Source organism: Mesorhizobium sp. CA12, from assembly GCF_020165255.1.
Lineage (GTDB): Bacteria > Pseudomonadota > Alphaproteobacteria > Rhizobiales > Rhizobiaceae > Mesorhizobium.
On record NZ_JAIUHT010000003.1, the window covers coordinates 20,020 to 33,840 of the forward strand.

Consider the following 13,821-nt stretch of genomic DNA (forward strand, 5'->3'; position numbering starts at 1 on the left):
CGAAGCTCGTAAGGGCAATGGCCTGCCACCCGAAGCTCAAAAAGGGTGGCCTGCCATCCGAAGCTCGCAGAGCGAAGAATGGTGCCCCTAGCCGGGATCGAACCAGCACTCCTTGCGGAACTCGATTTTGAGTCGAGCGCGTCTACCAATTCCGCCATAGGGGCTCAGGCCGGGCGGCCTGGATGGGCGCGGACTATACGGTTGGACAGCCTTTCGTCAACTGGCCTGTTGCGGATTTGCCGGCACCGCTTCGGCCAAACAGCATCCGGCGGTCTTGTAAGGACCACCGCCATTGTGCGCCGCGGGAAACCTTTCTAGAGAGGCGAATGTTTAAGGTGCTCGGTCGATAATGGCGGCTGCGGCGCTTTGGGTCCTTGTTTCGTGCATGCCGGTGGCCGAAAACCGCTGCGCCGTTTGGGGTGACATGCATTAGGCAATTCCAGGAAAAGCGCAGCGGTTTTCCGTCCGGAATTGTGTCAATCGCATTAGGAGAGCCGATGCTTCGCGGACTTTACGACTGGACCCTGTCGCTGGCGGCGCGCAAATCGGCCGAATGGTGGCTGGCCTTCATCGCCTTCGTCGAAAGCTCGGTCTTCCTGGTGCCGGCCGACGTGCTCTTCCTGCCGATGGCGCTGTCCAAACCCCAGCGCGCCTATCGCTACGCGCTGATCGCCACGGTCGCTTCGGTCCTGGGCGGCGTCGCCGGCTGGTTCATCGGCCACTATGCCTATGAGGCAGTCGCCAAGCCGGTGCTTGAATTCTACGGCAAATATGATGAGTTCGAGCAGTTGCGCACCTCGTCCGGCGTCGGCTTCATCATCCTGATGCTGGTCACCTCGGGCGCGGCCCATCTGCCGCCGATCAAGGTGGTGACGATCCTGTCGGGCGTCATCGGCGTCAATCTGTTGCTTTTCATCGGGCTCGCGATCGTGGCGCGCGGCGCGCGTTTCCTGCTGCTTGCCTGGCTGCTTCGCCGCTATGGCGAGGAGATCAGAGAGTTCATCGAAAAGCGCTTGGGATTGATTGTCGGCGCCGGCGCCGCTGCCCTGATTTTGCTCTATATCCTCGTCAGATACGCCCACGGATAGCGACGCAACAACGGACCCGATAGATGACCGCGACCATGAATGCCGATACCGGACGCCAGCGCATGCGCGCGGCGCTCTTTCTCGCCGTCGCCATGGCCGCGACGGTCGGCTCGGCGCTCGCCTTCCAATATATCGGCGGCTACATCCCCTGCCATCTCTGCCTGGAGCAGCGCACGCCCTACTATATCGGTGTACCGCTGATGGTGCTGGCGGCGATCGCCTCGATGCTGCGCGCGCCGGCCTGGGTGACGCGCGGCCTGCTCGCGATCGGCGGCTTGCTGATGCTCTACGGCCTCTATCTCGGCGTCTATCATTCGGGCGTCGAATGGGCCTGGTGGCAAGGTCCGGCCGACTGCACCGCCGGCGCCGGTCCGGTCGACACCGGCGGCAAGGGTGTGCTCGACGCGCTCGACAAGTTCGTGCCGCCCTCCTGCGACAAGGCCGCGCTGCGCATCCTCGGCCTGTCGCTCGCCGGCTGGAACGCCATCGCCAGCCTCGTCCTCGCCGCCGTCGCCTTCCGCAGCGCGCTCGCACGGGACTGAGCCGGCACCAAAGCGGCGCAGAATTCGGCAGGATGAGTCGTATGAAGTGAGCGTCGAGAACCGGAGCGGAGCGTACTTACAGTACGTGAGCGCCGGAAGCGCAGACGCTTGCTTCAGACGGCCAGCCTCCCGAATTCTCGAACGATCTCAAGGTTCGAGTTCGACATCCCAGTAGAGATAATCCATCCAGCTTTCATGCAGATGGTTGGGCGGGAACAGGCGGCCGTTGTTGTGCAGGTCGTGCACCGTCGGCTGATAGGGTTTTTGCAGCGGCCACATCTTGGCCTGGGCCGGCATCATGCCGCCCTTGCGGAGGTTGCAAGGCGAGCAGGCGGCGACGACATTCTCCCAGGTCGTCGCTCCGCCGCGATGGCGCGGGATGACATGGTCGAACGTCAGATCCTCGGGCGTTCCGCAATACTGGCACTGGAAGCGGTCGCGCAGGAAGACGTTGAAGCGGGTGAAGGCGGGATGCCTGGACGGCTTCACATAGGCTTTGAGGCTGACCACGCTCGGCAGCTTCATCGAGAAGGTCGGCGAAGAGACGGCGTGCTCGTATTCGGCGACGATGTTCACCCGGTCGAGGAAGACGGCCTTGATGGCGTCCTGCCACGACCAGAGCGACAGGGGGTAATAGCTGAGCGGACGGTAGTCCGCGTTCAGCACCAGCGCGGGAAGCCCATCCGGAGATACGGCAACCGTCACGTCCTTCGCCTCCTTGCTTCTAGAACCGAACGGCGCGGATACTGTAAGCCCGACATGACAGGGATGTGAAGCGGATTGTCGTGCGTCGAAATCGCCAAAACCGCATGATTTTCAGGCTTTTTTTGCCATTTCGACAGTCGGCGCCGCATCCCTGCCCTTCAATTCCCGGTAATAAGCCCAAAAAAGCCGTGACGCGACACCCCGATACGGGCTCCATGATTCGGCCAGCCGGATAAGCATTTTCTCCGGCGGGCGCGGGTTGATGCCGAGCGCATGGCCGACCGCCGTCTGCAGTGCGACGTCGCGCGCGGGAAACACATCCGGGTGGCCGGCGGCAAACAAAAGGTAGCATTCCGCCGTCCATGGACCGATGCCGGGCACGGCCGTCATCGCCGCGATCGCCTCGCCGGCGTCCAGGGTGCACAGGTGATCGAGATCGAGCCCGCCGGCCACCGCTTCGGCCACGGCGAGCAGCCCGCGCTGTTTCGGCCGCGACAGCCCGGCCTCGCGAAACACGCCCTCGCCGGCGGCAAGGATCGCCTGCGGCGTCAGCGGGTCGACAAGCTTCACCAGCCGCCCGAAGATGGCGTCGGCGCTGGCGCGGGAAACTTGCTGTGAAACGATAATGGAAGCGAGGCTCTGAAAGCCAGGTTCCGACAGCCGCAGCGGCACTTCGCCCGCCCGGCCGCGCACGGTCGCCAGCCGCGGATCGATCCGGCAGAGCGCGTCGAGCCCTGTCGCAATGTCGTCCAGCGAGGCGATGCGTTGCACGTTGCTTGTTCCCAGGGCGCCCGCGAAATGGCAATTGATGGCTAACTAGCAACCGGCGGAAGCGCCTTTCAACCCGAATACCGCCCGAGATATGACACTCCTGACATTCCGCTTCGCGCCGAGCCCCAATGGCCAATTGCATCTCGGCCATGCCTACTCGGCTCTGCTCAACCAGCGCATGGCGGCGCAGGTCGGCGGGCGCCTGCTGCTGCGCATCGAGGATATCGATGTCCTGCGCTGCACGCCCGAATTCGAAGCCGGCATTTTTCGCGACCTCGAATGGCTGGGATTGCGTTGGGAAGAACCGGTGCGCCGCCAGTCCGAGCATTTCGCCGAATACCGGGAGGTGCTGGACCGGTTGATCGCCGAGGAACTCGTCTATCCGGCCTTCATGAGCCGCGGCGAGATCCGCGCCTTTATCGCCGAGACCGGCGGCCGCGACTGGCCGCGCGATCCGGACGGCGTGCCGCTCTATCCGCCGCTCGACAAGCACTTGCCGGTGAAGGAACGCAAGCGGCGGATCGCGGACAACATGCCCTTCGCCTGGCGGCTCGACGTCGAGGCGGCGATGGCGCGCGTCACGGCCGGCCTGTCATGGGTGGAGTTCACCGACGAGACGATGTCGGCGACGCGAGCAATCGAAGCGCAACCGCGGGCCTGGGGCGACGTCATCGTCGCCCGCCGCGACATCCCGACCAGCTATCATCTCGCCGTCGTCGTCGACGACGCGCTGCAGGCTGTCAGCCATGTCGTGCGCGGCCAGGACCTCTATTCGGCGACCGGGGTGCAGCGCCTGCTGCAGCAACTGCTCGGCCTGCCGCAGCCGCGTTATTTCCACCACCGCCTGATCCTCGGTGCGGACGGCAGGAAACTCTCAAAGAGCCTCAAGGACACCGGCCTGGCCTCCCTCCGGAAGGCGGGCATGTCGCCGCAGGACGTCAGACGATTGGTCGGTTTTTAGCTGGCTAGAGGCGCGCCATCCCGGCCTTGATCAGCGCCAGCACGCTGATGAAGACAAAGGCGCCGCCCAGCCCGCAGGCCACCGCCAGCTTGAGATCGCTCAGGCTGATGCCATGCTTGTTTGCGACCCCCACCGCGACGAAAAAGCCGAAGATGAACAGCAGCGTGTTGCCGGTCGGGCCGAAGCCGCTCTCCCCCATGATCGCGTCGAGCGCCGTGCCGAAGAAGAAGCCGAAGCCGGCGATGATCGCGAAGGCGAACAACAGCCAGGTCGTGTCCAGATGCAAAAACATGCCCCACCACGGCGCGGCGATGCGCCATGCCCCTGTTGGCACGGTTTGATGAATTCAACTTAGCTTATGGATCAACCGTTTCGTTTTGCTTGCGGGATTGAACGGCATTAGAGCAATTGCCGTCATCAACCGTTCATCCCGGCAGCCTCCCCCATGCAGAGCATCAAGCGGTTCATTCCCGCCTCCTTCGTCGTTCTGTGGGCGACCGGCTTCATTGGCGCGCGCTATGCCATGCCCTGGGCGGAACCCTTCACCTTCCTTGCCATCCGCTTCGTGCTCGCGGCGGCCCTGTTCGCGGGGCTGACCGTTCTGCTTGGCTCGCGCAAGGCGACGCGCGAAGAGGCGCTGCACGCAACGGTGGCCGGCGTCCTCATGCATGGTGTCTATCTCGGCGCCGTCTTCTGGGCGATCCACAGGGGCATGCCGGCCGGGTTTTCGGCGCTGATTGTCGGCCTGCAGCCGTTGATCACCGCCGTGCTCGCCGGAAAGTTCCTCGGCGAAGCGATCCTGCCGCGCCATTGGGCCGGCCTCGCCGTCGGCCTTCTCGGCGTCGTCATCGTGCTGTGGCCGAAGCTGGGCGCGCTGGGCGGCGGCGTCACGTCGGCGACCCTGACGGCTTCGCTCGTCTCCGTGCTTGGCATGAGCGCCGGCACCATCTGGCAGAAGCGCTATGCCTCAGGCGGCGATCTGGTGTCGGCGACGATGTGGCAGTATGTCGGCGGCTCCGCCGTGATGATCCTGGGCTCGCTCGCCTTCGAGACCCGCGCCGTCACCGTCAATGGCGAATTGATCTTCGCCATGGCCTGGCTGGTCCTGGTGCTGTCGGTCGGCGCCATATTTCTGCTGATGGTGATGATCAGGGATGGTGAGATGTCGAAGGTCGCCTCGCTGTTCTACCTGGTGCCGGCCGTAACCGCGGTCATCGCCTGGCTGCTTTTCAACGAGCAGCTCAATCTGCTGCAGATCGCCGGCATGGCGATCGCCACGCTCGGCGTCGCCCTGGCGACGGCGCGACAGGCGAGCAAAGGGGAACTGGGGAATTGAGGAATTGAAGAATTGAAGAAGAAGGGCGAAGCCAAGCGTCGGCGCATTTTCCCCAGTTCCTCAATTCTTCAATTCTTCAATTCTCCAGTTCTTCAGTTCCTCTTCTGACCGGCGCCAACTCACCCGACCCGCGCTCGGGCTTCGAGATAACGGCTGATCGCGGCGTTGAGCTCGCCGCCCAGGATGAAGATCGCCGAGATGATGTAGAGGAAGACGACCGCGATCATGATCGAGGCGAGCCCGGCATAGGTCGTCACATAGGACGAGAAATGGTTGAGATAGGTGGCAAAGATCGTCGACCCGACCAGCCAGGCGACCAGCGTGAAGACGATGCCCGGTATGATCGAGACGAAGCGCCGCTTGCCGGCCGGCAGCCAGATATGCACGGAGAACAGCCCGATGACGATGACCGTCGAGGCGATCACGTAACGCCAGATGGTGATCGTTCCCATATAGGGCTTGATCCATTCCAGATGCGCTTCCGCCAGTCGCGCCAGCAGCGGCGCGAACACCAGAAGCACGCTGATGGCGAGGAAGCAGGCGGTGGCGATCAGGACGAAGATGATGCTTTGCACCCTGCGGTGGACGATGCCGCGCGTCTCGGTAACGCGATAGGCACGGTTGAGCGAGGTGCGCAGCGCCTCGATGCCGTTGGAAGCGAAATAGGCCGCCAACAGCACGCCATAGGTTAGAAGGTCGGTGCGCCGTACGGTGAGCACGTTCTGCACCTCATGCGCGATCGGCTTGGCGATCTGCTCCGGCCATGTATCGAAGACCAGATGCACGGCCGTGTCGGCGAATGCGCGCGCGCCGAGGAAGCTGGCCAGCGTGGTGGCGAAGATCAGGAACGGAAACAGCGCCATCAGCGAGGTGATCGCCAGATGGCTGGCCATCGCCCAGCCGTCATCGGTATTGAAATGGCCAATCGCATCGTAGAGCACGCGCTTGAGGGCAACGATATTCCGCAGCAAGGACCCGCGCTCCGCTCGATTGTGTCGACGCCGCGAATATGGGAAGTGATTGCGGTAAATGGCAACCCCAGGTCCCACAACGCGCCCCGCGGCAGAAGAGTTGCGCACCGTCATCGTCACCGGCGCCTCCTCCGGTATCGGCGCCTACTGCGCGCGGGCGTTGAAGGCGGAAGGCTGGCGGGTGTTCGCCACGGCGCGCAAGCCGGCCGACATCGCAGCCCTTGAGGCCGACGGCCTGGAGGCCTTCTATCTCGACTATCGCGAGCCCGAATCCATCGCCGCCTTGGTCGATGCGGTTCTGGAGCGGACCGGCGGCACGCTTGACGCGCTCTTCAACAACGGCGCCTACGCCCAGCCCGGCGCCGTCGAGGACCTGCCGGTCGCAGCACTTCGCGAGCAGTTCGAGGCCAATTTCTTCGGCTGGCACGATCTCACCCGGCGAGTCGTGCCGGTCATGCGCCGCCAGGGGCATGGCCGGCTCGTCCACTGCTCCTCGATCCTCGGACTGGCTCCGGTCCGCTTCCGCGGCGCCTATTCGGCCTCCAAGCATGCCATCGAAGGCCTGATGCTGTGCATGCGCCAGGAACTCGAAGGCAGCGGCATCCACCTATCCTTGATCGAACCGGGACCGGTGAGGTCGAAGATCGCCAGCAATGGCCTGCCCTGGTTCTTGAAGAATATCGACGTCGAGAATTCCGTCCACCGCGCCGATTATCAGGCGCAGCTCGCAAGGCTTCAGGCGGGCGGCAGCGTGTCGAAGCTGAAGCCGGGACCGGAGATCGTGCACAGGGCGTTGCGCCACGCGCTTCTGTCACAGCGCCCGCGCCCGCACTATGTGGTAACGCTGCCGGCCAGGATCGGCGCGGCGCTGAAACGCATCCTGCCGGCCTCCCTGCTCTACCGCGTGCTCGCCAGGCGCGCCTGACCGAACCTGAACCGGAGCCAGCCAGATGCTCATCATCTTCAAAATCCTCGCCATCGTCGCGATGGCCGCCGTGGTGATCGTGCTGGTTCGCGGCTTGATCAACATGATGCGCGGCGGCTCCGGCTTCACCTCGAACAAGCTGATGCAGGCGCGCATCATGCTGCAGGCCGTGGCCCTGGCGCTGCTGTTGCTGGTTGTCTATTTCACGCGCAAATAGAGGATCTCAGAGAGGACGGCGTGGTCAAGCTCAACAAGATCTACACGCGCACCGGCGACGACGGCACTACCGGGCTCGGCACCGGGGAGCGGCGGCTGAAATCCGACCTGCGCGTCGACGCCTATGGCACCGTCGACGAGGCCAATGCCTGCATCGGCATGGCCCGCGTCCACACCGGCGCCGAGCATCCGGCGATCGACGCCATGCTGTCGCGTATCCAGAACGATCTGTTCGATCTGGGCGCCGACCTCGCCGTGCCGGACGACGGCAAGCCGCTGGAATACGAGCCGTTGCGCATCGTCGCCGCCCAGACCGACCGCGTCGAGCAGGACATCGACGCGCTCAACAAGGAACTGCAGCCGCTGAAATCCTTCGTGCTGAACGGCGGCACGCCGGCCGCGGCCGCGCTCCATCTTGCCCGCACCGTGGCGCGCCGCGCCGAGCGCCTGATGGTGGCGCTGGCGCAGGATCCGGCCGAGCATGTCAACCGCGAGGCGCTCAAATACATCAACCGCGTCTCGGATTTCCTGTTCGTCGCCGCCCGCGCCGTCAATGACAATGGAAAGGCCGACGTGCTATGGGTTCCCGGCAAGAACCGCTGAATCCGCAGGCGGGAGGGTCCGATGTTCATCCCGCTTTACGACACCAACAGGCTGCGTCACATCCGGCTGCAATATGTGACGATCGGCCTGATCGTGGCGAACGTGCTGGTCTACCTGGCGACCACGCTCGGCGGTGAGAACTTCACCAATGCCGCGGTTCTCGGCCTCGGCTTCATCCCGTCGGTGGTTCACGACAAGGTCGAGCTCTCGCCCGAATTCGTCGTCATCCCCGAGAGCCTGAGCTACCTCACCTATTCCTTCCTGCATGCCGACATCTTCCATCTCGGCGGCAACATGCTGTTCCTCTGGGTGTTCGGCGACAATGTCGAGGATGCGCTCGGCCATATCCGCTATCTGATCTTTTACCTCGCCTGCGCCGTCGCCGGGGCCTTCTTCCAGGGGTTGGTGGCCTGGGATTCGCAGGTGCCGTTGATCGGCGCCTCGGGCGCCATCGCCGGCGTCGTCGCCGCCTACCTGATCCTCTACCCCCGGGTGAAGGTCTGGGTGCTGGCCTTTGCCCGCATTCCGCTGCGCATCCCGGCCTTCATTCCGCTGCTCCTGTGGATCCTGTTCCAGGTCGTGATGTTTGCAGCAGGCGGCGAGGACCAGATCTCCTGGGCCTGTCATATCGGCGGCATCATCGCCGGATCGATCCTGGTGCTGGTGCTGCGCAGCCGGGGCGTGCCGCTGCTGGCCGGCGCCGACGGCGAGCCGGACCCGACGCCCAACATCCAGCAGCCGCCTGTTCCTGTCGAGCCGGCCGCGAGCGATCCGGCGCAGCCGGCGGCGCAATGGGGCCGTGGCGCAGCGGCGCCCCGGGACTGAACCGATTTGGGTGCGTCGTGGGATATTGACGCGCCGATTTGTCGCCACTACGGAAACGGCACAGTTGGGCGGATATTCCGTCCGCGATGTCGGCTTTCGACAACTCTGACAGGGCGCACGCTGCTATAGCGCCCCGACTATCTCAGGAGAGGTGACAGGAAAATGAAGATCCTTGTGCCCGTGAAGCGGGTTGTGGACGCCAACGTCAAGGTCCGGGTGAAAGCCGACGGACTGGGCGTCGAGCTTGCCAACGTCAAGATGGCGATGAACCCGTTCGACGAGATCGCGGTCGAGGAAGCGATCCGCATCAAGGAAGCCGGCAAGGCGGAAGAAATCATCGTCGTGTCGATCGGCCCGCAGCAGGCGCAGGAGACGTTGCGCACCGCGCTCGCCATGGGCGCCGACCGTGCCATCCTGGTCAAGACCGACGAGCAGACCGAGCCGCTGGGCGTCGCCAAGGTGCTGAAGGGCGTGGTCGAAGCCGAGAAGCCCGGCCTCGTCATCCTCGGCAAGCAGGCGATCGACGACGATTCGAACCAGACCGGCCAGATGCTGGCGGCACTGCTTGGTTGGCCGCAGGGCACCTTCGCGTCCAAGATCGTGCTCGAAGGCGATCAGGCCAAGGTGACGCGCGAGGTCGACGGCGGCCTGCAGACGGTGGAATTGAAGATGCCGGCGATCGTCACCGCCGACCTTCGCCTCAACCAGCCGCGCTATGCCTCGCTGCCCAACATCATGAAGGCCAAGAAGAAGCCGCTCGACGAGAAGAGCCCGGCCGACTACGGCGCCGACGTCAAGCCGCGCCTCAAGGTGATCAAGACCGAGGAGCCGGGCGGCCGCAAGGCGGGCGTCAAGGTCAAGAGCGTGGCCGAACTGGTCGAAAAGCTCAAGAACGAAGCCGGCGTGCTTTAAAGCGATCGGGAAAGGACAAAGAAAATGGCAATTCTCCTCATCGCCGAACATGACAATGCAAGCCTTTCCGACCAGACCGCCAAGGCGCTGTCGGCGGCGCTCCAGATCGGCTCCGATGTCGACGTGCTGGTGGCCGGCAAGGGCGCCAAGGGCGCGGCTGATGCCGCCGCCAAGCTGAAGGGTGTGCGCAAGGTGCTGCTCGCCGAGGCCGACGAGCTTGCCGAGCGTCTCGCCGAGCCGACGGCGGCGCTGGTCGTCTCGCTCGCCGGCTCCTATGACGCGATCGTCGCGCCCGCGACCTCGTCGGGCAAGAACGTCGCGCCGCGCGTGGCGGCACTCCTCGACGTCGCCCAGGTGTCCGAGATCATCGAGGTGGTCTCGCCCGACACCTTCAAGCGGCCGATCTATGCCGGCAACGCCATCCAGACCGTGCAGGCGACCGACGCCAAGAAGGTCATCACGGTGCGCACCGCGTCCTTCGCGGCGGCGCCCGAAGGCGGCTCGGCCGCGGTCGAGACGGTCAACGCCGCCGCCAACCCCGGCCTGTCGTCTTTCATCGAGAACAAGCTTTCCGAGAACGACCGTCCGGAGCTGACTTCGGCCAAGATCATCATCTCGGGCGGCCGCGCGCTTGGTTCCTCGGAGAAGTTCCAGGAAGTCATCCTGCCGGTCGCCGACAAGCTCGGCGCCGCGGTCGGCGCCTCGCGTGCCGCGGTCGACGCCGGCTACGCGCCGAACGACTGGCAGGTCGGCCAGACCGGCAAGGTGGTCGCGCCCGATCTCTACATCGCCGTCGGCATCTCCGGCGCCATTCAGCACCTGGCCGGCATGAAGGACTCGAAGGTCATCGTCGCCATCAACAAGGACGAGGAAGCCCCGATCTTCCAGGTCGCCGATTACGGCCTGGTCGGCGATCTCTTCGTCATCCTGCCGGAGCTGCAAAAGGCGCTTTGACGCCACCGGTTCTGGCATATTAAAATCGGAAGGGTGGGGTAGACGAAGTCGCCCCGCCCTTTTAGTTTGCACTGCACAAAAAGCGGGCCATCAAGGCCTGAAGCCAATCCGGCGGTTTTGCGTCCGGATTGCAGGAAATGAACAACAGGAGCGTTTCCGCGCTTCAAGACGCGGAAGATGCTCCGGACGGGATCGGGGTCATGAGCAAGATCGAGACGATCGGCATTGTCGGCGCGGGTCAGATGGGTGGCGGTATCGCCCATGTCTCGGCGCTGGGCGGCTACAAGGTCCTGATCCACGACGTGTCGCCCGACCGTATCGAGAAGGGCATCGCCACCATCAGCGGCAACATGGCGCGCCAGGTCGGTTCCGGCAAGCTCGAGGAGAAGGCGCGCAACGAAGCAATGGCGCGTATTTCCGCCGCCCCGACCATGGCCGATCTCGCGGCCGCCGATCTGGTGATCGAAGCGGCGACCGAGGATGAGACGGTCAAGCGCAAGATCTACGCGCAGCTTTGCCCGCAGCTCAACCCGGAAGCGATCCTGGCGACAAACACCTCGTCCATCTCGATCACCCGGCTTGCCGCGCAGACCGACCGGCCGGAACGCTTCATCGGCATTCATTTCATGAACCCGGTGCCGGTGATGAAGCTGGTCGAGCTGGTGCGCGGCATCGCCACCGAGGACCAGACCTTCGAGGCGGCCAAGAGCTATGTGAAGCACCTCGACAAGACGATCACCGTTTCCGAGGATTTCCCTGCCTTCATCGTCAACCGCATCCTTTTGCCGATGATCAACGAGGCGATCTACACGCTCTATGAGGGCGTCGGCACGGTCGACGCCATCGATACCGCCATGCGGCTCGGCGCCAACCACCCGATGGGACCGCTGCAGCTTGCCGACTTCATCGGCCTCGACACCTGCCTGTCGATCATGCAGGTGCTGCATGAGGGCCTGTCGGATTCGAAATATCGTCCCTGCCCGCTGCTGGTGAAATATGTCGAGGCCGGCTGGCTCGGCCGCAAGACCGGCCGCGGCTTCTACGACTATCGCGGCGACCATCCGGTGCCGACGCGCTGATCTTCCCCGGCTGAACCCTTTCGAAACGGCTCAGGATGCCGCGGCGAGCGGCGGAAGTGGCACGCCGCCGTTCGAAATTTCGCCTGTCGAAACTTCGTCGGGCGCGGCGGAAACGCAGCCGCGCCCGGCCGCCTTGGCGGCATAGCAGGCGGCGTCGGCGCGGGCGATGATCTCGTCCACTTCGCCGCAGCCGGCGCGGATCGGCGCAAGCCCGATGCTGGCGCCGATCGAATGCGGGCGCCCGTCCCAGCTGAAGTCGAGATTGCCGATGGCGTCGATGATCGAGCGCGCCGCGATCGGCCCGCACGCCGCGGCGCCCGATTTGAGGACGACGGCGAACTCGTCGCCGCCAAGCCGCGCGACGATGTCTTCCGGGCCAAGCACATTGCGCAGGGCGTCGGCCACGCGCTTGAGCAGCGCATCGCCCGCGGCATGGCCGCCGGTGTCGTTGACCGCCTTGAAGTGATCGAGATCGACGAACATGAACTGATGCTCACCGCCATTGAGGCGGCACTGGTCAACGAGATCTTCCATGATGCGGATGAAGCTCGAGCGATTGGCGAGCCCGGTCAGCGCGTCGTGGGCGGCGGCGTAGGCCAGCTGGCGCTGCAGGGCGCGCGCGTCGCTGAAATCCTGGAAGACGATAACGAGGCCGCAGAACTCGTCGCGGTCGTTCATGATCGGCGACACCACCTGGCGGATGCTGCAGCGCGTGTCGTCGCGCCGGACAAGCACAGCGCGCGTGTTCTGGTCGCAGTGCGGCTGCTCGCTCGCGGAAGGGCGCGAGAGCCCGATTTTCTGCCCGCTTTCCTCGTCGACCGCCCAGTAGACATGGCCGAGCAGCTTGCCCAGGGCCTCGCCGACCACGACGCCGGTGAGTTTTTCCGCGACCGGATTCATAAAGGTGATGCGGTTGGCGGCATCGGTGCAGATCACCGCATCGCCGATCGACTGCAACGTCACCCTGAGACGCTCTTTCTCGTCGGCCAGCATGGCCGCCGAAACCATCAGCCGCGCCTCGGCCTCCTTGCGTTCCGTGATATCGGTCAGGCTGCCGATTGCCCGGATCAGCCGGCCCTCGCCATCGCGCTCGATCGCCTTGCCGCGGTCGAGTATCCAGACCCAGCGGCCGTCCTTGTGCCGCATCCGGAACTCGGCCTCGAAAAAGGGCGTCTCGCCGGCAAGGTGCGCGCGATCCGCCTCGGCGACGCGTTCCTGGTCGTCGGGATGGATCATGGCCAGCCAGCGATCGGGGTCGCCGTCGAGCTCGCCATCGGCATAGCCCAGCATCTTCACCCAGGTTTCGGAATAGGTGGTGCCGCCCCTGCGCATATCGAGGCTCCAGATACCCTGTCCGGCACTGGTGAGCGCGAAATTCCACCGGTCTTCTGCCTCGGCGATGCGCGCCTCGGCCTGCTTGCGCGCATCGATGTCCTCGATCTGCGACACCAGATAGAGCGGACGACCCGTCTCCTCTTCACGTATGACCGAGCCGGCGAGCTGCGCCCAGACCGGGGTGCCGTCCTTGCGCAGATACCGCTTCTCGAAATGGAAGGAGTGGATCTTGCCTTCCTTCAGGCTCGTCATCGTCTCGCGGCCGATCTGCAGATCGTCGGGATGCGTGATCTGGAAGAAGGTCAGCGCCTCGATTTCCGAGCGTGTGTAGCCGAGCATGTCGGCAAAGGCAGGATTGGCCTGAAGGATGCGGCCATCGAGGCCGACAATGGCGACGCCAATCGCCGAATCCTCCATGGCCCGACGGAAGCGTTGCTCGCTCTCGGCAATCTGCCGGCGGTCGTCGATGATCTTGCGGATGGACAGCGCGGAGACAAACAGCGTGACGGCCGTGACGGCGACGGATATCTGCAGGCAGACCTTCAACGCGTCCGTGCCGAGTTCCAGGGCCGGCAACAGGACCGATGCAGTCAAGGCA

The 13,821-nt window shown here is 64.5% G+C and carries 16 protein-coding genes and 1 tRNA gene; 11 read left to right on the forward strand and 6 right to left on the reverse strand.

All coding sequences use genetic code 11. The features are described from left to right. Nucleotides 1–79: 79 nt before the first annotated feature. Nucleotides 80–164, reverse strand: a tRNA-Leu gene (locus LB520_RS06530). Nucleotides 165–497: 333 nt separating this feature from the next. Between LB520_RS06530 and LB520_RS06535 the strand changes: the two genes are divergently transcribed. Then, complete coding sequence (locus LB520_RS06535; RefSeq protein WP_224527497.1) at nucleotides 498–1,088, forward strand: YqaA family protein; 591 nt, start codon at nucleotides 498–500, stop codon at nucleotides 1,086–1,088. 23 nt (nucleotides 1,089–1,111) lie between these two features. Beyond that, nucleotides 1,112–1,630, forward strand: coding sequence for a disulfide bond formation protein B (locus tag LB520_RS06540; RefSeq protein WP_095767503.1), 519 nt, complete (start codon nucleotides 1,112–1,114; stop codon nucleotides 1,628–1,630). Nucleotides 1,631–1,777: 147 nt separating this feature from the next. Here the strand turns inward: LB520_RS06540 and LB520_RS06545 are convergent, their stop codons facing one another. Together LB520_RS06545 and LB520_RS06550 are read right to left on the reverse strand one after the other, a co-directional pair. Then, nucleotides 1,778–2,335 (reverse strand): HNH endonuclease, encoded by a 558-nt coding sequence (locus tag LB520_RS06545; protein WP_027167440.1) that lies wholly within the window; start codon nucleotides 2,333–2,335, stop codon nucleotides 1,778–1,780. 111 nt (nucleotides 2,336–2,446) lie between these two features. Further along, nucleotides 2,447–3,106, reverse strand: a complete 660-nt coding sequence (locus LB520_RS06550; protein WP_224527495.1) for a DNA-3-methyladenine glycosylase family protein — start codon at nucleotides 3,104–3,106, stop codon at nucleotides 2,447–2,449. A 91-nt stretch (nucleotides 3,107–3,197) separates the two neighbouring features. On the opposite strand from LB520_RS06550, the gene gluQRS reads away from it, so the two are divergent. Beyond that, nucleotides 3,198–4,067, forward strand: coding sequence for a tRNA glutamyl-Q(34) synthetase GluQRS (gene gluQRS / locus LB520_RS06555; protein WP_224636889.1), 870 nt, complete (start codon nucleotides 3,198–3,200; stop codon nucleotides 4,065–4,067). A gap of 4 nt (nucleotides 4,068–4,071) precedes the next feature. On the opposite strand, the gene LB520_RS06560 is transcribed toward gluQRS, so the two are convergent. After that, nucleotides 4,072–4,359: a hypothetical protein gene (locus tag LB520_RS06560; protein ID WP_140845915.1), complete on the reverse strand. Its 288-nt coding sequence runs from the start codon at nucleotides 4,357–4,359 to the stop codon at nucleotides 4,072–4,074. Nucleotides 4,360–4,512: 153 nt separating this feature from the next. Here LB520_RS06560 and LB520_RS06565 point away from each other — a divergent pair, with 153 nt between their 5' ends. Then, on the forward strand, nucleotides 4,513–5,403 hold the full coding sequence (locus LB520_RS06565; protein WP_224636890.1) for a DMT family transporter: 891 nt from the start codon (nucleotides 4,513–4,515) through the stop codon (nucleotides 5,401–5,403). Between the two features lie 119 nt (nucleotides 5,404–5,522). Here the strand turns inward: LB520_RS06565 and LB520_RS06570 are convergent, their stop codons facing one another. Next, complete coding sequence (locus LB520_RS06570; RefSeq protein WP_224630016.1) at nucleotides 5,523–6,374, reverse strand: YihY/virulence factor BrkB family protein; 852 nt, start codon at nucleotides 6,372–6,374, stop codon at nucleotides 5,523–5,525. 58 nt (nucleotides 6,375–6,432) lie between these two features. Between LB520_RS06570 and LB520_RS06575 the strand changes: the two genes are divergently transcribed. From LB520_RS06575 to LB520_RS06605, 7 genes are all read left to right on the forward strand, one after another. Beyond that, nucleotides 6,433–7,299 carry an SDR family oxidoreductase gene (locus LB520_RS06575; RefSeq protein ID WP_224636891.1) on the forward strand — a complete coding sequence of 289 codons (867 nt, stop codon included), beginning with the start codon at nucleotides 6,433–6,435 and terminating at the stop codon, nucleotides 7,297–7,299. 25 nt (nucleotides 7,300–7,324) lie between these two features. Then, nucleotides 7,325–7,516 carry a twin transmembrane helix small protein gene (locus LB520_RS06580; protein WP_095767495.1) on the forward strand — a complete coding sequence of 64 codons (192 nt, stop codon included), beginning with the start codon at nucleotides 7,325–7,327 and terminating at the stop codon, nucleotides 7,514–7,516. Nucleotides 7,517–7,536: 20 nt separating this feature from the next. Next, nucleotides 7,537–8,118 carry a cob(I)yrinic acid a,c-diamide adenosyltransferase gene (locus LB520_RS06585; RefSeq protein WP_224633289.1) on the forward strand — a complete coding sequence of 194 codons (582 nt, stop codon included), beginning with the start codon at nucleotides 7,537–7,539 and terminating at the stop codon, nucleotides 8,116–8,118. Nucleotides 8,119–8,139: 21 nt separating this feature from the next. Next, nucleotides 8,140–8,943 carry a rhomboid family intramembrane serine protease gene (locus LB520_RS06590; protein WP_140845911.1) on the forward strand — a complete coding sequence of 268 codons (804 nt, stop codon included), beginning with the start codon at nucleotides 8,140–8,142 and terminating at the stop codon, nucleotides 8,941–8,943. Nucleotides 8,944–9,105: 162 nt separating this feature from the next. Beyond that, entirely contained in the window at nucleotides 9,106–9,855 is a 750-nt protein-coding gene (locus tag LB520_RS06595; protein WP_224636892.1) for an electron transfer flavoprotein subunit beta/FixA family protein, read from the forward strand. Nucleotides 9,856–9,879: 24 nt separating this feature from the next. Next, nucleotides 9,880–10,809 carry an electron transfer flavoprotein subunit alpha/FixB family protein gene (locus LB520_RS06600; protein WP_224636894.1) on the forward strand — a complete coding sequence of 310 codons (930 nt, stop codon included), beginning with the start codon at nucleotides 9,880–9,882 and terminating at the stop codon, nucleotides 10,807–10,809. A gap of 200 nt (nucleotides 10,810–11,009) precedes the next feature. After that, entirely contained in the window at nucleotides 11,010–11,888 is an 879-nt protein-coding gene (locus LB520_RS06605; protein WP_140632869.1) for a 3-hydroxybutyryl-CoA dehydrogenase, read from the forward strand. A gap of 30 nt (nucleotides 11,889–11,918) precedes the next feature. Here LB520_RS06605 and LB520_RS06610 read toward each other — a convergent pair whose 3' ends face one another. After that, the gene (locus tag LB520_RS06610) at nucleotides 11,919–13,817 is read right to left on the reverse strand and encodes a PAS domain S-box protein (RefSeq protein WP_224636895.1); all 1,899 of its coding nucleotides are present in this window, start codon (nucleotides 13,815–13,817) and stop codon (nucleotides 11,919–11,921) included. Nucleotides 13,818–13,821 lie beyond the last annotated feature (4 nt).